Here is a 17911-nt window from a genome sequence, read left to right on the forward strand (position 1 = left end):
CGTCAGGCGACGGCAACGACGTCGAGGATGCGCTGTACCACACGGTCCTGGTCGATGCCTGCCGCTTCCGCTTCAAACGACAGGATGATGCGGTGGCGCAGCACGTCGAACAGCACCGCCTGGATGTCTTCCGGGCTGACGAAGTCGCGCCCGGCGAGCCAGGCGTGGGCCCGGGCGCAGCGGTCCAGGGCGATGGAACCGCGAGGGCTGGCGCCGTAGGCGATCCACTCGGCCAGTTCCGGGTCGAACTTGCCCGGAATGCGCGTGGCCATCACCAGTTGCACCAGGTATTCCTCCACCGCGTCGGCCATGTACAGGCCGAGGATTTCCTTGCGCGCGGCGAAGATCGCCTGCTGGCTGACCCGGCGCTCGGGGGTGGTTTCGCCGTTCAGCGCTTCGCCACGGGCCTGCTGGAGGATGCGCCGCTCGACGGCGGCATCGGGGAAGCCGATTTTCACGTGCATCAGGAAACGGTCGAGCTGGGCTTCGGGCAGCGGGTAGGTGCCTTCCTGCTCGATGGGGTTCTGGGTCGCCATCACCAGGAACAGCGGCGACAGTTCATAGGTGCTGCGGCCGACGCTGACCTGGCGCTCGGCCATGGCTTCCAGCAGGGCCGACTGGACCTTGGCCGGGGCACGGTTGATTTCGTCCGCCAGCACCAGGTTGTGGAAGATCGGGCCTTGCTGGAACACGAAGCTGCCGGTTTCCGGGCGATAGATCTCGGTGCCGGTGATGTCGGCGGGCAGCAGGTCGGGGGTGAACTGGATCCGATGGAACTGCGCTTCGATGCCTTCTGCCAACTCCTTGATGGCCTTGGTCTTGGCCAGGCCCGGGGCGCCCTCGACCAGCATGTGGCCGTCGGCGAGCAAGGCGATGAGCAAGCGCTCAATGAGTTTTTCCTGGCCGAGGATCTGCGTTGAAAGAAAGGTTCGCAGCGCCAAAAGCGCTTCACGATGTTCCATCGGTGACTGTTCCTGGAGAGGGTGCGCCCCGGGCGTTCAGATAACCCCGGGGCTGGGGGCGATACTTTAATCCATAGCGGGGGTCGGCGACTAACGGCGAACAGTGGATTTGGCCAATTAGTTGAAAAAAATCGGCTTTCGCGGCTGCCGGGCGGGTTGGCGCGCAACTTGTGTAGGAGGGACGCAGACTGTGTAGGAGCCGGCTTGCCGGCGAAGAGGCCCTCGAGCCTTGCGCACGGCTTGCGGACGCCTTCGCTGGCAAGCCAGCTCCTACAGCCCTACAGGCGAATGGGTGACGGCGCCCGCGGGTCGGCTCAGGCCAGCTGGCTGATATAGGTGCCGGTGCCCGTGAGGATGTTCTGCAGGGTCAGCTCGACTTCGGCCAGGTCGGCGGTGGCGGTGCTGTGGTGGATTTCCAGGTGGTCGGAACCGTTCAGCGCGTCGGCATCGCCGGCGGCGATCTCGATCAGCAGGGTGGTGGGGCTCAGGGTCACCTTGACCCCGTCGAGGGTCGAAGGCTCGCCGTCGAGGGTGATCTCCAGCTCGTCCTCGTCGGGGTAGCGGCTCATCAGGAACATTTCGCCGCGGCTGCTGTGGCAGCAGAGCATGGCCATGTTGTCTTCTTCGTCGTCACAAGGGTTGGCGATCAAGTGGGCAGTGGTCATCTGCATGGGGGCAATCCTGGGGGCGGGCAAAAAAGCGATTGTGCCAGTGCGAGGGAATTTCTGCTGCTTTGTCTGTCAGAGAACAGGTTGTGAATACAAGGGCGCCGGCAGTCACTTCTGGTACGAAAGTACCTTGAAACCGGCACAAATCCACGGTTTTTCCCCACTGCCTGCTAGTGTTGATCAGGGCGCGGGCGGCCGGTTGCGTGCCGTTGACCGAATATGTCGCAGCATCGCAAGCAGCTGTCGCATCGCTCTCGTTAAGCTGCGCAGCGGACAATTCGTTCTCAAGTGCAATAGGTTGCGTCTCAAATGCAATGGACAGCTGCAGGCACCCAGGCTGGCAAACCGCGCAAAACGCCGGCCGTTGCTGCAGTGGCTGATCGGCAACAGGTGAATGTGACCTCGATGTCCCGACCAGCTTCATCCACCTGGCATCCTGCAACCTCTGCCCGAGATTCAGGAGCAGGATGCACCACCGCCCCGCAAGGGGTTCGCATGCGACGCTACCCTCAATAACAAGCTCAAGCGGAGTACCACAGATGGCGTTCTTCACCGCAGCCAGCAAGGCCGACTTCCAGCACCAACTGCAAGCGGCACTGGCGCAGCACATCAGTGAACAGGCACTGCCACAAGTGGCGCTGTTCGCTGAACAATTCTTCGGCATCATGCCCCTGGACGAACTCACCCAGCGTCGCTTGTCCGACCTGACGGGCTGCACCCTTTCTGCCTGGCGCCTGCTTGAGCGCTTTGACCACGCGCAACCACAAGTGCGGGTCTACAACCCCGATTACGAACGTCATGGCTGGCAGTCGACCCACACCGCGGTGGAAGTCCTGCACCACGACCTGCCGTTCCTGGTGGACTCGGTGCGCACCGAGCTCAACCGCCGCGGCTACAGCATCCATACCCTGCAGACCACCGTGCTCAGCGTGCGCCGCGGCAGCAAGGGCGAGCTGCTGGAAATCCTGCCCAAGGGCACCCAGGGCGAAGGCGTGCAGCATGAGTCGCTGATGTACCTGGAGATCGACCGTTGCTCCAACGCCGCCGAACTCAGCGTGCTGGGCAAGGAGCTTGAACAGGTATTGGGCGAAGTGCGGGTTGCCGTGGCCGACTTCGAGCCGATGAAGGCCAAGGTCCAGGAACTGATCCAGAGCATCGACAACAGCCAGTTCGCGATTGCCGCTGAAGAAAAGAGCGAGATCAAGAGCTTCCTCGAATGGCTGGTGGGCAACCACTTCACCTTCCTCGGCTATGAAGAGTTCGTGGTCGGCTCCGACCAGGACGGCGGCCATATCGAATATGACCCCAACTCCTTCCTCGGCCTGGCCAAGCTGCTGCGCGCCGGCCTGACTGCCGACGACCTGCGCATCGAAGACTACGCCGTCGCCTACCTGCGCGAGCCCACGCCGCTGTCGTTTGCCAAGGCCTCGCTGCCGAGCCGCGTGCATCGCCCGGCCTACCCGGATTTCGTCTCGATCCGGCAGATCGATGCCGACGGCAAGGTGATCAAGGAATGCCGCTTCATGGGCCTCTACACCTCTTCGGTGTACGGCGAAAGCGTGCGGGTGATCCCCTACATCCGCCGCAAGGTGGAGATCATCGAGCAGCGTTCGGGCTTCCAGGCCAAGGCCCACCTGGGCAAGGAACTGGCCCAGGTACTGGAAGTACTGCCGCGCGACGACCTGTTCCAGACCCCGGTGGACGAGCTGTTCAGCACCGTGATGTCGATCGTGCAGATCCAGGAACGCAACAAGATCCGCGTGTTCCTGCGCAAGGACCCCTACGGCCGTTTCTGCTACTGCCTGGCCTATGTGCCGCGTGACATCTACTCCACCGAAGTGCGGCAGAAGATCCAGCAAGTGCTGATGGACCGCCTGCAAGCCACCGACTGCGAGTTCTGGACCTTCTTCTCCGAGTCGGTACTGGCCCGCGTGCAGCTGATTCTGCGGGTGGACCCCAAGCAGCGCATCGACATCGACCCGCTGCTGCTGGAAAAGGAAGTGATCCAGGCCTGCCGCAGCTGGCAGGACGACTACGCCAGCCTGGTGGTGGAGAGCTTCGGCGAAGCCCACGGCACCAATGTGCTGGCGGACTTCCCGAAAGGCTTCCCGGCCGGCTACCGCGAGCGCTTCGCCGCGCATTCGGCGGTGGTCGACATGCAGCACCTGCTGAGCCTGAGCGAAAGCAACCCGCTGGTGATGAGCTTCTACCAGCCTCTGGGCCAGGTAGCCGGGCAGCGCGAGCTGCACTGCAAGCTCTACCACGCCGACACCCCGCTGGCGCTGTCGGACGTGCTGCCGATCCTGGAAAACCTCGGCCTGCGCGTGCTGGGTGAATTCCCCTACCGCCTGCGCCACAGCAACGGCCGCGAGTTCTGGATCCACGATTTCGCCTTCAGCGCCGCCGAAGGCCTGGACCTGGATATCCAGCAGCTCAACGACACCCTGCAAGACGCCTTCGTGCATATCGTGCGTGGCGATGCCGAGAACGATGCCTTCAACCGCCTGGTGCTGACCGCCGGCCTGCCATGGCGCGACGTGGCGCTGCTGCGTGCCTACGCCCGCTACCTGAAGCAGATCCGCCTGGGCTTCGACCTGGGCTACATCGCCAGCACCCTGAACAACCACACCGATATCGCCCGCGAGCTCACCCGGTTGTTCAAGACCCGCTTCTACCTGGCGCGCAAGCTCACCAGCGACGACCTGGAAGACAAGCAACTGCGTCTGGAGCAGGCGATCCTCAGCGCCCTGGACGAGGTCCAGGTGCTCAACGAAGACCGCATCCTGCGGCGCTACCTGGACCTGATCAAGGCCACCCTGCGCACCAACTTCTACCAGACCGATGCCAACGGCCAGAACAAGTCCTACTTCAGCTTCAAGTTCAACCCGCACCTGATCCCCGAGCTGCCCAAGCCGGTGCCCAAGTTCGAGATCTTCGTCTACTCGCCACGGGTGGAAGGCGTGCACCTGCGCTTTGGCAATGTGGCCCGTGGCGGCCTGCGCTGGTCCGATCGCGAGGAAGACTTCCGCACCGAAGTGCTGGGCCTGGTAAAAGCCCAGCAAGTGAAGAACTCGGTGATCGTGCCGGTGGGCGCCAAGGGCGGCTTCCTGCCGCGTCGCCTGCCGCTGGGCGGCAGCCGTGACGAGATCGCCGCCGAGGGCATCGCCTGCTACCGCATCTTCATCTCCGGCTTGCTGGATATCACCGACAACCTCAAGGACGGTGGCGTGGTGCCGCCGGCCAACGTGGTGCGTCACGACAACGATGACCCGTACCTGGTGGTGGCGGCCGACAAGGGCACCGCGACCTTCTCCGACATCGCCAACAGCATCGCCATCGACTACGGCTTCTGGCTCGGCGACGCCTTTGCCTCCGGCGGTTCCGCCGGTTACGACCACAAGAAGATGGGCATCACCGCCAAGGGCGCGTGGGTGGGCGTGCAGCGTCACTTCCGCGAGCGCGGCATCAATGTCCAGGAAGACCCGATCACCGTGGTCGGCATCGGCGACATGGCCGGCGACGTGTTCGGCAACGGCTTGCTGATGTCTGACAAGCTGCAACTGGTGGCGGCGTTCAACCACCTGCACATCTTTGTCGATCCGAACCCGAACCCGGCCACCAGCTTCGTCGAGCGCCAGCGCATGTTCGAGCTGCCGCGCTCGGCCTGGAGCGACTACGACACCAGCATCATGTCCGAGGGCGGCGGCATCTTCTCGCGCAGCGCGAAGAGCATCGCCATCTCGCCACAGATGAAAGAGCGCTTCGACATCCAGGCCGACAAGCTGACCCCGACCGAGCTGCTTAACGCCTTGCTCAAGGCGCCGGTGGACCTGCTGTGGAACGGCGGTATCGGCACCTATGTCAAGGCCAGCACTGAAAGCCACGCCGATGTCGGCGACAAGGCCAACGATGCTCTGCGCGTAAACGGCAACGAACTGCGCTGCAAGGTGGTGGGCGAGGGCGGTAACCTCGGCATGACCCAGCTGGGTCGCGTCGAGTTCGGCCTCAATGGCGGCGGTTCCAACACCGACTTCATCGACAATGCCGGTGGCGTGGACTGCTCCGACCACGAAGTGAACATCAAGATCCTGCTCAACGAAGTGGTGCAGGCCGGTGACATGACCGACAAGCAGCGCAACCAGCTGCTGGCCAGCATGACCGACGAAGTCGGCGGCCTGGTGTTGGGCAACAACTACAAGCAGACCCAGGCCCTGTCCCTGGCCGCGCGCCGTGCCTACGAGCGTGCTGCCGAGTACAAGCGCCTGATGAACGACCTGGAAGGCCGTGGCAAGCTGGACCGCGCCATCGAGTACCTGCCGACCGAGGAGCAGCTCAATGAGCGCGCCGCGACCGGCAAGGGCCTGACCCGTCCGGAGCTGTCGGTGCTGATTTCCTACAGCAAGATCGACCTCAAGGAAGCGCTGCTCAAGTCCCAGGTGCCGGATGACGACTACCTCACCCGTGACATGGAGACCGCGTTCCCGCCGAGCCTGGTGGCCAAGTTCTCCGAGGCCATGCGGCGTCACCGCCTGAAGCGCGAGATCGTCAGCACCCAGATCGCCAACGACCTGGTCAACCACATGGGCATCACCTTCGTGCAGCGCCTGAAGGAGTCCACCGGCATGAGCCCGGCCAACGTCGCCGGCGCCTATGTGATAGTCCGGGACATCTTCCATCTCCCGCACTGGTTCCGCCAGATCGAAGCCCTGGATCACCAGGTCTCGGCCCAGGTGCAACTGGAGCTGATGGACGAGCTGATGCGCCTTGGCCGTCGTGCTACCCGCTGGTTCCTGCGCAGCCGCCGCAACGAGCAGGATGCCGCCCGTGACGTGGCGCACTTCGGTCCGCACCTGGCCGCCCTGGGCCTGAAGCTCGACGAGCTGCTGGAAGGCCCGACCCGCGAAGGCTGGCAGACCCGCTACACCGCCTACGTCGAAGCCGGCGTACCGGAGTTGCTGGCGCGCATGGTGGCAGGCACTACCCACCTGTACACCCTGCTGCCAATCATCGAGGCCGCGGATGTCACCGGTCACGACGCCGCCGATGTGGCCAAGGCCTACTTCGCCGTGGGCAGCGCCCTGGACCTGCCGTGGTACCTGCAGCAGATCAGCGATCTGCCAGTCACCAACAACTGGCAGGCCCAGGCCCGTGAAGCCTTCCGCGACGACGTGGACTGGCAGCAGCGGGCGATCACCATCAAGGTGCTGCAACTGGCCGACGCGCCAGCAGACATGGAAGCCCGCGTGGCCCTGTGGCTGGAGCAGAACGCCAGCATGGCCGATCGCTGGCGCGCGATGATGGTGGAAATCCGTGCCGCCAGCGGCACCGACTACGCCATGTACGCCGTGGCCAACCGGGAACTGCTGGACCTGGCCATGAGCGGTCAGTCGGTGCTGTAACGGCCTGACCCCGCCCAGAGCAAAAAAGCCCCGTATCTTGCGATACGGGGCTTTTTTATTGCTTGTCGGTCGCGCTTAGCGACTCTTACCCGAAGCATCCTGCTCGACCACCAGGTCCAGCACATAGACCTGGGACGGGGCGTCGGCCGGTGGGTTTTTCCATTCGTACTGCTTTACCCGCAGTACATTGCGCACGCCGTCCTGGTGCTCGTAGCCCTCGATGGACTGGTACAGCGGCTGCCAGTTGTCCTGGCTGGGCAGTTGCAGGCCGGCGGCGTCGTAGCGGCGTTCACGCACTTGCAGGCACTGGAAGTTGGGGATCAGTGGGTGGCTGCATTTGACGGTCTTGGCCGCCACTTCCAGGAACTTGATCTGGCCCTGGCTGCCGTAGCGGGTTTCCGGGGTGGCCTGGCCTTCGAAGGTGAGCACGCTGCCGTCGGCGCTGGTCAGTTGCAGCGTGGGCTGGGCACCGTTGTCGGTCAGTTGGGTGCGCATCTCGCCCTGGAACAGACGCCCGACGGCGGCATCCAGCGCCATGCGTGGTTGCTCGCAAGCCATCAGGGTGGCGGCCAGGGGTTGCACCTGGAGCACGCCGTTGGCGTAGCGGTAGCCGCCGAACTGGTTGTTGCAGCCGCCGCTGAGATTCAGGTTCTGCTCGCCGAAGCTCAGGCGCAGTTTGCGTTCCAGGCCCGCGTGCAGGGCCGGGATGGGCTTGCCCGCGGCATCCTTGGCCGAAACCAGTTGCCAGTAGTAGGCGGATAGCGCCGGCTGGGCGCTGCTGGAGGTGACGCTGGCGGGCATGGAAGGCGATCCTTCAGGGGTGGTGGAGACCGGGGCGCAGGCCTGGAGCAGGGCTGCGCAGACGGAGACAAGGAGGATGTTCTGTTTCATGGTTCGCTCTTTCAGCCTGGATAGAAGTGCGGCCTCCTGCACTGGCAGGAAGCCGGGCCGGTAAACCCTGGCACCGAAGTGGCCGGCGTTTGGCACTTGGGGTGAATGCCCCGGCGAATCTATGCCGGCCAACCTGTGCCATTACCGATTGCGCTGTGACAGCACTGTGCCAGTTCGGGTTCATGCACTTGGGTGCCGGGAAGTGTTACTAAATCTTGCACCATCGTCCAGATTACGCCGCCCGCAACCCGCCTGCGGGCAGCCTCGCAGCTCAGTGGGGCAGGGGCGTCAGCACCTCATCCTTGGCGTCCATCAGCATGAATACCAGCAGCTTGGCCGGCTGGCTCTGGCTGGCGTTGGCCGACACCGGATGCTCCGAACCTGCGGCTTCGAACCAGGATTCACCGGCCTTGTAGGTGACGCTCGGGCCGTCATTGACCTTGGAGGTAATGGCGCCCTCCAGCACATAGGCCATGGCCGCGCCGGCATGCCGATGGGGCACGGTGGCTTGGCCCGGGGCGTAATCAACGGTCAGCAGCATGACCTTCTTGCCTGGCATATTGGCGAGCGCCTGCTCCTGCAGCACCGCGAGTTTTTCCTGGCCATACACCGGGCCGTGGGCCAGGGCGCTCAGCGAGCAGGTCAGGGTCAGGGCGGCCAGGGCGCCGGTGAGGATCTTGTGCATGGGGGTTCTCCGCAGGGTGAAAGTGACCGACCCAGGCTAAGCCCAGGCAGCCCGGTGCCCTATAACCAATCCCGGCAAAGAACCCCAGACCAATGGCTCAGGCGGCGGGCGCCAGCTGTTGCAGCAGGTCGCGCAGCCGATCCAGGGCCGGGTCGATATCCAGGGTCTCGATGGCGCCGAAACCGATAAACAGGCCAGGGCGCTGCGGGCTGTCGTGGAAGAAATCCGCCAGGGAATACAGCCCCACCTCGACCTTCTTCGCCAGCGCCAGCAGCAGTGGCACATCCACTGCCACCCTGAACAGCGCTGCCATATGAAAGCCGGCGTTGCTGGGCACGGCCTCGAGCCAGGGCGCCAGGTCGCCCTCCAGGCGCTGCAGGATGCGTTCCCGGCGCCCGGCGTAGACACCGTGGCAGCGGCGGATGTGCTTGTGCAGGCAACCATCGTTGATGAACTTGGCCAGGGCCCATTGGGTGAGGGTCGGGGTGTGGCAGTCGGTGAGTTTTTTGGCCTTGATCACCGCCTCGCGAATCGCCGGTGGCAGCACCGCGTAGCCCAGGCGCAACTGCGGCAGCATGCTCTTGGAGAAGGTCCCGACATAGGCCACCACGCCCCGGCTGTCCAGGCTCTGCAGGGAGTCGGTGGGCCGGCCTTCATAGCGGAACTCGCTGTCGTAGTCGTCCTCGATGACGATCGCCCCCAGCTCCCGCGCCCGCTCCAGCAGCGCCAGACGGCGCGCGGGGCTCATGGGCATGCCCAGGGGAAACTGGTGGGACGGGGTGACGTAGATCAGCCGCACACCGTCGGGAATCTGCGCCACCTGCAGGCCTTGCTCATCCACCGCAATGCCCAGCACCTGGGCGCCCTGGGCACTGAACAACAGCCGCGCCGGGGTGTAGCCGGGGTCTTCCATGGCCACCAGGCTGCCGGGTTCGAGCACCACCCGGGCGATCAAGTCCAGGGCCTGTTGCGCGCCGTTGCACACCACGATGTCCTGGTCGCTGCAGGCCACCCCGCGGGAGAAGGCCGCATGCCCGGCAATTGCATGGCGCAGCACCGGCAGGCCTTCGGGCTGGCTGTACAGGCTGCCGCCCTGGGCCATACACCGCAGGGCGTGCTGCAGGCAGCGGCGCCAGTCTTCCTGGGGAAACTGCGCGCGGGTGGTGGCGCCGCCGATGAACTCGTAGCGCAGGCAACCTTCCAGGGTCGGGTGCTGCAGGGGCGCAGGCAATGCCTGCCAGCGCGCCAGGCTCTGGGCACAGGCCAGGTCCTGGGCGCTCTGCTTGCGCTCGGCCTGCACCGGGCGCGCCATGACGAAGGTACCGCGCCCGGTGTGCCCCACCAGGTAGCTCTCGTAGGTCAGCAGGCTGTAGGTATCGGACACCGTCTTGCGTGAAATCCCCAATTGCGCGGCCAGCAGGCGGCTGGGGGGCAACTGCGTGCCGGCCGTCAGGCGCCCATTCTCGATGGCGTCGCGCAGTTGCTGGTAGAGCTGCTGCGCCAGGTCCTTGCGGCCCTCGATCACCACATGAAGTTCCATGACTGCATCCGAAGCTGATAGATGGGCCAAGGTTACGCGCCGCCGGCGGCTTCGTGTAGTCGCCGGCACGGTGGGGAGTTACCAGAACCAGTAGGGCAGGAACTTCGGCGTCGGCTCGTTGGCCAGTTCCAGGTGGTAGGTGATGGCGTTGAAGAAGAAGCCGTCCAGCAGCAGAAAACTCGCCACGCCGAAGGCCAGGATGATCACCTCGCGATGGCGGTGCTCGGCGTACCGCCGGACTATCCAGTAGCGCAGCGTGCCCAGCAGGGCAAAGCCCGCGAACAGGCCGGCGAAGTTCGGCTGCAAGGGCTTTTCGGCGAAGCCGTTGTAGCCCAGCACCAGCAGCGCCAGCACCGTGCCTATGAGTGGCAGGTTCAGGCACAGGCGCAGCAGGCGCGCTTTGCTGGCGCGAAACAGCCCGCTGGGGTCGACGAACATATAGGCCGCCAGCAGGGCAATGGCCGGGGTGATGGAGACGATGTAGCGCGCCTTCTTCGAGTTGGGAATGCTGAAGAACAGGATCAGCACCACGAACCAGGCGGCCAGGTACAGCAGCAGACGCACAGCGGACGGTGGCGGGGCGCTGAACCATTGCCGACCGCTGCCGGCCATGACCTTCAGGGCATAGAACACCGTGAAGCTGTAGGTGAGCAGCCCGACGCTGAAATAGAAGTAATAGCGCGGCGAGTGATCGCTGGCGATACGTCCCAGGCCCTGCATCTGCAGCACTTCCTGCATAAAGGCCTGGCCGCCCTGCAGGTGGGCGGCCCAGGCCAGCAGGGCCACCATGGCGGCGAACAGCAGGCCGCACAGCAGCGAGAAAACGCTCAGGGTGCGCCACTGGCGGCTTAACAGGTAATAGCTGCCGACCACCAGCGCCGGGCCGATCAGGCCGATGGGCCCGCGCAGGGCGAAGCCCAGGGTCAGCCCGAGGAACACCAGCGCCAGGCGCCAGCGCTGCTGCTTGAGATCGGCGGAGTAGGCCAGGTAGAAGCAGCCCACGGTGGCCAGGGCCGGATAGATATCCAGGGCCAGGGAGTTGACGCTGTCCAGGAAGGCCCAGGTCAGCAGCGCAAAGAGCACGCCACAGACACCCCATTTCTGCCGGTGCAGGGCCCCCAGCTTGTAGATGAACACCAGTATCAGCGCCGCGGCGATGCACAAGGGCAGGCCCATGGACAGCACCGACAGCTGGCCGAAGGGCAGGGACGCCAGGTACACCAGCAGGGTGTTGAAAATGGTGTAGTCGGGGTAGGGCTGCAGATCGTCGGCGATGGGGAACAGGGTCATGCCGTGCTGCAGCATGTAGTCGGCGAAGTCGACGAAGCGTGTGGTGTAGTTGAGGATCGCCGGCTTGTACTGCAGCCCCATGAACAGCGCGAGGGCGATCAGGAAAATGCTCAGGCAGGGGCGTAGCGAGATTTGTCTTCTTAAGCTGTCCATGCGTCCAACATGCAAAAAAACGTCAATGATACGGTGCCCGACAGGTGAACGCCATGCGGGATCTGGGACCCGCCGGGGCTGCCGGCACCCTGGTTTCAGGCGCAGCAATCTAGCCGGGAAGGCGTTAAAAGAAGGTAAACGCAAGGGTTGTGGCAATGGTCTGGGGTAAATCCGTGCAATTGGCTATAGGGCCAAAGGCCCCCGGCCCTTAGCCTGTGCGCCGTCATTTATGTTCATGCACTACAGGTAGCCGTTATGAAGTTGCTTCACGTCGATGCCAGCGCCAAGGGCGAGCGCTCCAATTCCCGGGCCCTGGGCCGTTTCTTTATCCAGCAGTTGCAGGAACAGGGGCTGACCCTGGAAATCGACTATCTGGACCTTGCCCAAGAGGCGCCGGCCGCCGTCACCGAAGCTTTCGCCATTGCCACCTACACCGCCCCCGAGGCGCGCACCGCGGCCATGCGCGAGACCCTGGCGGCCTCCGACGGGCTGTGCCAGCGGTTGCTGGACGCCGATGCCTGTCTGTTCGCCATGCCCATGTACAACTGGTCGATGCCGTCCACCTTCAAGGCCTATATCGACAACATCACCCGCACCGAGCTCACCTACCACAACACCGCGCAAGGCATAGTCGGTCAACTGAGCCGGCAGAAGGTGCTGTTTCTCACCAGTCGCGGTGCCGACCTGCGGCCGGGCACGCCCCTGGCCTGGATGGACGCCCTGACCCCATCGCTGCGCGCCGCCTTTGCCTTTATCGGCGTGCAACAGCCGCAGTTCGTCGATGCCCAGCCGCTGCAGTTCGCCGACCCCGAGGCCCGCAGCGAAGCCCTGGAGCGTGCCCGTGGCGAGTTGCAGCAACTGGCCCGGCAATGGGCCGCCTGAAGCCCTGAACAGCCAGGCGCTCAGGGCCGTTGCGGGGTGACCGAGGTGCCGAAGGTATTGCCCATGCGCACGCTGGTGGCGGCCGGGGTCGCCAGGCCGTTCTGGTTGGGCGGGCGCTGGTGCACCGGCTTTTCCATGGCCTGCTGATTGGCCTTGGCCGCCTTTACCGCGTCCGGGTCATTGCCCATCTGCTTGCTCAGGCAGCTGTAGTCGGGAGCCTTGTAGCCGCCGACGCTGACCTCCACACAGCCCTCACGGGCTTCTTCGGCCTGCAGCGCCCAGGGCAGGGCGTTAAGCAGCAACAGGGCTGCGGCTAAGCGACTCGATGGATTCATTCCGGCCTCCTGGCTGGCCCGGGAACACGGGCCTCGATGCCGGCCGAGTGTAGAGCAAACAGGCGCTTGAAAAAGTGATGGTTTTTTTGCCGTGGCTGTCACACCAGATTCATAAATTGGCCTCAGGATGGCGCTTTTCAGGGATTGGACAGCAGTGCAGCGACGGCGCGCGCGGGTCGGGCGATGGGCAACATTGCACGGGGGCTTGGCGACCTGGGGGCTGGGCTGGCTGCTATTGCTGCTGACGCCCGCAGGCTGGGCGCAGGAGGCCGCGCCCGGGCCGCCACGGGTGGATTCCCAGGCCCTGCTGGCGCTGGATATTCCCGCCCAGGACCTGCTGCAGGCGCTGGAGCTGTTCAGCCGCGCCACGGGAATGGCGGTGCTGGTGGATCGGGATTTGAGCCGTGGCCGCCGCTCGGTCAGCGTCAAGGGGCGCTACAGCGCGCGCGAGGGGTTGCAGCGGCTGTTGGCCGGCAGTGGCCTGATGGCCCGCTATGCCCGTGGCGATGCCTTCACCCTGCAGGTGCCGCCGGCAACTCAGGCGCCGCCGCAGGGCAGCGACGGGGCGCGGGCGGCGAGGCTCAACAGCAGCTATGCCAGTGCCGTGCAGCAGGCGGTGGAACGCAGCTTGTGTGCCTCGGCGCTGACCCGGCCCGGCGCTTTTCGCGCCTTGCTGCAACTGTGGATCGGCGCCGACGGCGCGGTGCAGCACAGCCGCCTGGTGAGCAGCACCGGCGACCTGCAGCGCGACGAGGCCCTGGTGCAGCGCCTGGCGCACACCCGGGTCGGGCGCCAGGCGCCCAGCTCGCTGCGCCAGCCGCTGACCTTACTCTTGATACCGGACACAACAGGGACACGCATGGATTGCAAGGACTGGGAAGGAGCTTCCGGGGTATGAAAGACACCGGGCAGAGTGCGATGGTCAGGCTGTTCCTGACGTCCTACGAGGACTTTCGGGTGCGCTTGCGCAGGCGCCTGGGTTCCGAGGACCTGGCCAACGATGTGCTGCATGAAACCTACCTGCGGGTCGACCGCATGGAAACCCCGCCCAACCTGCTGCAACCCAATGCCTACCTGTACCGCATGGCGTTGAATATCGCCGCCGACCGCCGCCAGTCCGATGCCCGCCTGCTCACCGGCGACGAGGTCGAGGAGCTGTTGCAGATCGCCGACGATGCCCAGGACCCGTCACGGGTGGTGGGCGGGCAGAAGGAAATCCAGATTCTGCTCAAGGCCCTCTACGAGCTGCCGGCGCGGCGTCGGCGGATCTTTATCGCGGCGCGCCTGGAAGAGGCGCCGCACCTGGAAATCTCCCAGCGTTTCGGCATTTCCACACGGATGGTGGAGAAGGAACTCAAGGCCGCCCTCGGGCATTGCGCCCTGCGCCTTGAAAGAAAAGTCATTCAGCGGTTCGGTCCCGGGGCTGGAAAACCGTCCTAGACAAAGAGTCCTGATCAATCCGTGAGAATCTGCGCGCTTGAATATCTTTAGCATCTCCACGCCCCGGGTCGCGGCGGACCAGCAGTTGCTGAGCGAGGCCCGGGACTGGCTGGTCCTTCTGACCTCGGGCCAGGCCACCGCCGCCGATGCCCGGGCGCTGCGCCAGTGGTGTGGGCAAAGCCCGCAACATGCCGCTGCCTTCGAACAGACCAAGGCCCTGTGGCATTGCCTGCAACCGGCCGCCGAACAGCTGGAACGCCAGGGCCGGCCCGTTCTATTCGGGCGCAGGGCGTTCCTCGGTGGCGCCCTGGCGGCCTCGGCGGCGCTGTTCATGCTGCGCTTCACCGTGCCCGGCGGTTTTGCCGGGCTCACGGCCGACTATTCCACCGCAGTGGGCGAACAGCGGCGGGTGCAACTGAGCCAGGACCTGAGCCTGGAGCTCAATACCCAGACCCGCCTCAACCGCCGCGACCTGGGCGCGGGGCAGCAGGCCCTGGAGTTGCTGGAGGGCGAAGTGGAGGTTTCCAGCCGCAGCCGGCAGCCGTTGCAGATCCAGGCCGGGGACGGTTGGCTGAGTGCGGCCCAGGCGCGTTTCAATCTGCGCAACACTGACCATCAAGTGTGCGTGACCTGCATTGAAGGCAGCCTGCAAGTGCTGGTAGCGGGGCGCAGCATCCGCCTCGACAGCGGTCGGCAGCTGCGTTACGACGCCCATGGCGTGGGCCAGCCGCAGGTGGTGGACCCGCAGCAGGTGATGGCCTGGCGCGAGCAGGTGCTGGTGTTCGACGACGCCAGCCTGGCCACGGTGATTGCCGAGATCAATCGTTATCGTCCGGGGATGCTGGTGCTGCTCAATGCCGAACTGGGGCAGCGCAAGGTGCAGGCGCGGTTCAGTCTTGATCAGTTGGCGGGGGTGGCTTTGCTGATTCGTGATGCTTATGGGGCCAAGTGTACGGAATTGCCGGGTGGGGTCGTACTGCTTAGCTAAGCGGCAAGCTGCAAGTTAAAGCCGTAGCCAGCTTGTAGCTTGCTGCTTGTAGCTTGGCTGCTTAGGGCTAGTTGAGGGGGCCGAGCACCGTTCTGTACTGTTCTGTTCCCTGTTCGGTCTGGCGCACCAGGCGGATTTCCAGGCCGGTGGGGTTGTCGCGGCGATTGCCGGCCAGTTGCCGCCAGCCCTTGTCCGGGTCCCAGACTCTTACTTGCAGGTCGCTGACCTTGTTCAGTACCGCTACACCTTCTTGCGGCGCGGGCAGGGGGTAGCGGTCGCGGGCGGCGGCCACGGCGCGGTACAGGGTGTCGCCCTTGAGCCACCAGCGCACCCGCTGCAAGCCCTGCTCTGGCGCTGCGGCGCTGCGGATCACGTCCAGGCGAAAACCCTTGCTGTCGGAGCTGCGCACGCTCAACGGGGCAGGGCTGTCGGGCTCGTTGTCCGGGCTTTCCCCCAGGCTTGGCTCGCGCAGTTCGGGGCCGGCGCGCAAGGCCACGTCGCGCTCCAGCTGGTTGAGGCTGCGCAGCAGTTCCTCGGTCTGCTCGGTGCTGGCGCGCAGATGAGCATCGGCCCGGGTCACGCTGTCCAGGCCGCGCCAGGCGATCAGGCTGACGATTGCCATCAGCATGATCGCCACCATCACTTCGATCAGGGTGAAACCTTGCTGGTTGCGCTTCATGGCTGGTCCACCACCCGCAACTGGCCAGCAGCGCTGCGCTCCACCCGCAGTTGCTGCTGGCCGTCGGACAGCACCAGGCGCAACGGCGGGTTGATCCACTCGGCATTCAGCACCAGGCGCTGCTTGGGTTCGATGCGCACCTGCAACTGTGGGGTGTCCCAGTTCCTGGGGCGCAGTTGGCTGTCCTGGTGGAAGTCGTCGAGGCCGTTGCCGTTGTCGGCGGCTCGGCTGAAGGCGTAGCCCTTGGCCGTGGTGCGCCAGCTGATCGGCCGGCCATCGGCCCGGGCTTCGGCCTGCGCCACCTGCAGCAGTTGCACCAGGCGCTCGGCATCCTTGCGCAACAACTGCAGCGGGTCGGGGCGGATGCTCAGGCCCACGGCGGCGCTGGCGATGCCGATGATCACCAGCACCACCATCAGTTCGATCAGGGTAAAGCCTGCTTGCTTGCCGGCTCGCATCAATAGCTTCTCCTTGCTGAGGCTTCCAGGTTGCCCGAGGCAGATGATCATTCGATGAAATAAAACCGTGAGAATTGCCCTGTAGGCTGCGGGTACGGACAAACAGGAGGTCCCACCGATGCTTCGCGCCATGACGTTCACCTCGCGCTTCAGCGCGCCCCGATTGCTGCAATACACGGCCTTGCTGGCGGCCCTGGCCGGGGTCGCGACCTGGACCACGTTGCTGCTGACCCCGGCCGAATCCCGCACCCCGACGGTGGCGCCCCAGGTGCTGGCGGCGCGGGTCGAAAACCCGGCCATGCAGTGGTTCGCCAACCAGCCGTCGCAGCTCGATGTCAAGGTTTCCGGGGTCATGGCCGGGGCCCGTGGCGCGGTGGCCGTGCTGCGTCTGAACGATGGCCCACCGCGCAGCTTCCTGGCCGGCGAGCAACTGACCCAGGGCGTGCGCCTGGCGGCGATCGAGGCCGATGGCGTACTGATCGAGCGTGGCGGCGAGCAGTCGCGGATCAAGGTCAGCAAGCTGCCGGACTCGCCGACGCTGCCGCGCCTGACGCGCTGAACTTCACTGGCGCAGCACCAGCGGCCGGCTGACCAGGGTTTCCAGCCGGGCCAGGGGCGGCGCCTCGCGGCTGCGGTCGCGCACCTGCACACTGACCAGCAGCAAGCCCGGCAGCGGCGCGGCGGCAATCGCCTGCTCGCAACGCAGCTTGAGCCGGCCCTGGTCGCAGTCGACATTCTTCAGGCCAGTGGCCAGGCGGCCTTCCAGGCGCAGTTCCGCCAGGCGGCTCTGGGCCGCCAGCAGGGCCAGCGACTTGTCCCGCAACAGGCCGTTGCTCTGGGTCATCAGGCCGGCCACGCGCACCGCCGCCGACAGCGCCACGGCAATGATGGCCAGGGCCACCAGCACCTCGATCAGGGTGAAACCAGCTTGTTTGCGCAAGGCGTGCATGGGCCGCTCGGAACCGGGAAACAGCCTCGCAGACTAGCCTCCGGGCTTGACCGAATGGCGACTGAAACTCCCGAGGATTTTCAATACCACTGACATATAGTCTTGCAACACTGCGCGACGAATCGAACTCAAGCCAAGGACTGTCGAGATGGATATCGCGCCCGTAACTTCCCCGCCCCGCAAGCAGCGCGGCTTCACCCTGATCGAGATCATGGTGGTCGTGGTGATCCTCGGGATCCTCGCCGTGATGGTGGTGCCCAAGGTCCTCGACCGCCCGGACCAGGCCCGGGCCACGGCGGCCAAGCAGGACATCGCCGGGTTGATGCAGGCACTCAAGCTGTACCGCCTCGACCACGGCAGCTACCCGAGCATGAACCAGGGCCTGAAGGTGCTGGTGGAGCGTCCGGCGAATGCCAAGGACAGCAACTGGCGTTCCTACCTGGAACGCTTGCCCAACGACCCCTGGGGCCGCCCTTACCACTACCTCAACCCGGGGGCCAACGGCGAGGTGGACATCTTTTCCCTCGGCGCCGATGGCCAGCCCGAAGGCGAAGGCGTGAATGCCGATATCGGCTCCTGGCAGCTCTAAGGG

17 protein-coding genes are annotated in these 17911 nt (G+C 65.1%); 7 read left to right on the top strand and 10 right to left on the bottom strand.

What is annotated here, in order from left to right; translation table 11 throughout:
• Positions 1 to 2: 2 nt before the first annotated feature.
• Complete coding sequence (locus J4P02_RS24445; protein WP_426195113.1) at positions 3 to 962, bottom strand: AAA family ATPase; 960 nt, start codon at positions 960 to 962, stop codon at positions 3 to 5.
• A gap of 314 nt (positions 963 to 1276) precedes the next feature.
• The gene (locus J4P02_RS24450) at positions 1277 to 1633 is read right to left on the bottom strand and encodes a hypothetical protein (protein WP_426195115.1); all 357 of its coding nucleotides are present in this window, start codon (positions 1631 to 1633) and stop codon (positions 1277 to 1279) included.
• Positions 1634 to 2169: 536 nt separating this feature from the next.
• Here J4P02_RS24450 and J4P02_RS24455 point away from each other — a divergent pair.
• Entirely contained in the window at positions 2170 to 7029 is a 4860-nt protein-coding gene (locus J4P02_RS24455) for an NAD-glutamate dehydrogenase (protein ID WP_426195117.1), read from the top strand.
• Positions 7030 to 7104: 75 nt separating this feature from the next.
• On the opposite strand, the gene J4P02_RS24460 is transcribed toward J4P02_RS24455, so the two are convergent.
• From J4P02_RS24460 to J4P02_RS24475, 4 genes are all read right to left on the bottom strand, one after another.
• The gene (locus tag J4P02_RS24460) at positions 7105 to 7830 is read right to left on the bottom strand and encodes a DUF4377 domain-containing protein (RefSeq protein WP_426195119.1); all 726 of its coding nucleotides are present in this window, start codon (positions 7828 to 7830) and stop codon (positions 7105 to 7107) included.
• A gap of 361 nt (positions 7831 to 8191) precedes the next feature.
• Positions 8192 to 8605, bottom strand: coding sequence for a cupin domain-containing protein (locus J4P02_RS24465; protein WP_426195121.1), 414 nt, complete (start codon positions 8603 to 8605; stop codon positions 8192 to 8194).
• A gap of 97 nt (positions 8606 to 8702) precedes the next feature.
• Complete coding sequence (locus tag J4P02_RS24470) at positions 8703 to 10145, bottom strand: PLP-dependent aminotransferase family protein (protein ID WP_426195123.1); 1443 nt, start codon at positions 10143 to 10145, stop codon at positions 8703 to 8705.
• Between the two features lie 78 nt (positions 10146 to 10223).
• A complete protein-coding gene (locus J4P02_RS24475) occupies positions 10224 to 11588 on the bottom strand; it encodes a hypothetical protein (RefSeq protein ID WP_426195125.1) in 1365 nt (454 codons plus the stop codon).
• Between the two features lie 255 nt (positions 11589 to 11843).
• Between J4P02_RS24475 and J4P02_RS24480 the strand changes: the two genes are divergently transcribed.
• A complete protein-coding gene (locus tag J4P02_RS24480; RefSeq protein ID WP_426195127.1) occupies positions 11844 to 12470 on the top strand; it encodes an FMN-dependent NADH-azoreductase in 627 nt (208 codons plus the stop codon).
• Positions 12471 to 12490: 20 nt separating this feature from the next.
• Here the strand turns inward: J4P02_RS24480 and J4P02_RS24485 are convergent, their stop codons facing one another.
• Complete coding sequence (locus J4P02_RS24485; protein WP_426195129.1) at positions 12491 to 12805, bottom strand: hypothetical protein; 315 nt, start codon at positions 12803 to 12805, stop codon at positions 12491 to 12493.
• 289 nt (positions 12806 to 13094) lie between these two features.
• On the opposite strand from J4P02_RS24485, the gene J4P02_RS24490 reads away from it, so the two are divergent.
• From J4P02_RS24490 to J4P02_RS24500, 3 genes are read left to right on the top strand one after another with little or no spacing between them, the layout of a single operon-like run.
• On the top strand, positions 13095 to 13703 hold the full coding sequence (locus J4P02_RS24490; protein WP_426195200.1) for an STN domain-containing protein: 609 nt from the start codon (positions 13095 to 13097) through the stop codon (positions 13701 to 13703).
• Positions 13700 to 14245, top strand: coding sequence for a sigma-70 family RNA polymerase sigma factor (locus J4P02_RS24495; protein ID WP_426195131.1), 546 nt, complete (start codon positions 13700 to 13702; stop codon positions 14243 to 14245). The genes J4P02_RS24490 and J4P02_RS24495 overlap by 4 nt, the downstream gene beginning before the upstream one ends.
• Before the next feature lie 37 nt (positions 14246 to 14282).
• Positions 14283 to 15233: a FecR family protein gene (locus J4P02_RS24500; RefSeq protein ID WP_426195133.1), complete on the top strand. Its 951-nt coding sequence runs from the start codon at positions 14283 to 14285 to the stop codon at positions 15231 to 15233.
• 67 nt (positions 15234 to 15300) lie between these two features.
• Here J4P02_RS24500 and J4P02_RS24505 read toward each other — a convergent pair whose 3' ends face one another.
• Both J4P02_RS24505 and gspH read right to left on the bottom strand, forming a co-directional pair.
• On the bottom strand, positions 15301 to 15912 hold the full coding sequence (locus J4P02_RS24505) for a PulJ/GspJ family protein (protein WP_426195135.1): 612 nt from the start codon (positions 15910 to 15912) through the stop codon (positions 15301 to 15303).
• Positions 15909 to 16370, bottom strand: coding sequence for a type II secretion system minor pseudopilin GspH (gene gspH / locus J4P02_RS24510; RefSeq protein ID WP_426195137.1), 462 nt, complete (start codon positions 16368 to 16370; stop codon positions 15909 to 15911). The genes J4P02_RS24505 and gspH overlap by 4 nt, the downstream gene beginning before the upstream one ends.
• Positions 16371 to 16500: 130 nt before the next feature.
• Between gspH and J4P02_RS24515 the strand changes: the two genes are divergently transcribed.
• On the top strand, positions 16501 to 16929 hold the full coding sequence (locus J4P02_RS24515) for a type II secretion system protein N (RefSeq protein ID WP_426195202.1): 429 nt from the start codon (positions 16501 to 16503) through the stop codon (positions 16927 to 16929).
• A 3-nt stretch (positions 16930 to 16932) separates the two neighbouring features.
• On the opposite strand, the gene gspI is transcribed toward J4P02_RS24515, so the two are convergent.
• Positions 16933 to 17319: a type II secretion system minor pseudopilin GspI gene (gene gspI / locus J4P02_RS24520; protein WP_426195139.1), complete on the bottom strand. Its 387-nt coding sequence runs from the start codon at positions 17317 to 17319 to the stop codon at positions 16933 to 16935.
• Between the two features lie 148 nt (positions 17320 to 17467).
• Here gspI and gspG point away from each other — a divergent pair, with 148 nt between their 5' ends.
• On the top strand, positions 17468 to 17908 hold the full coding sequence (gspG, locus tag J4P02_RS24525) for a type II secretion system major pseudopilin GspG (protein WP_426195141.1): 441 nt from the start codon (positions 17468 to 17470) through the stop codon (positions 17906 to 17908).
• Positions 17909 to 17911: the final 3 nt, after the last annotated feature.

It is taken from the genome of Pseudomonas sp. NFXW11, from assembly GCF_049887815.1.
Classification (GTDB): Bacteria; Pseudomonadota; Gammaproteobacteria; order Pseudomonadales; family Pseudomonadaceae; genus Aquipseudomonas.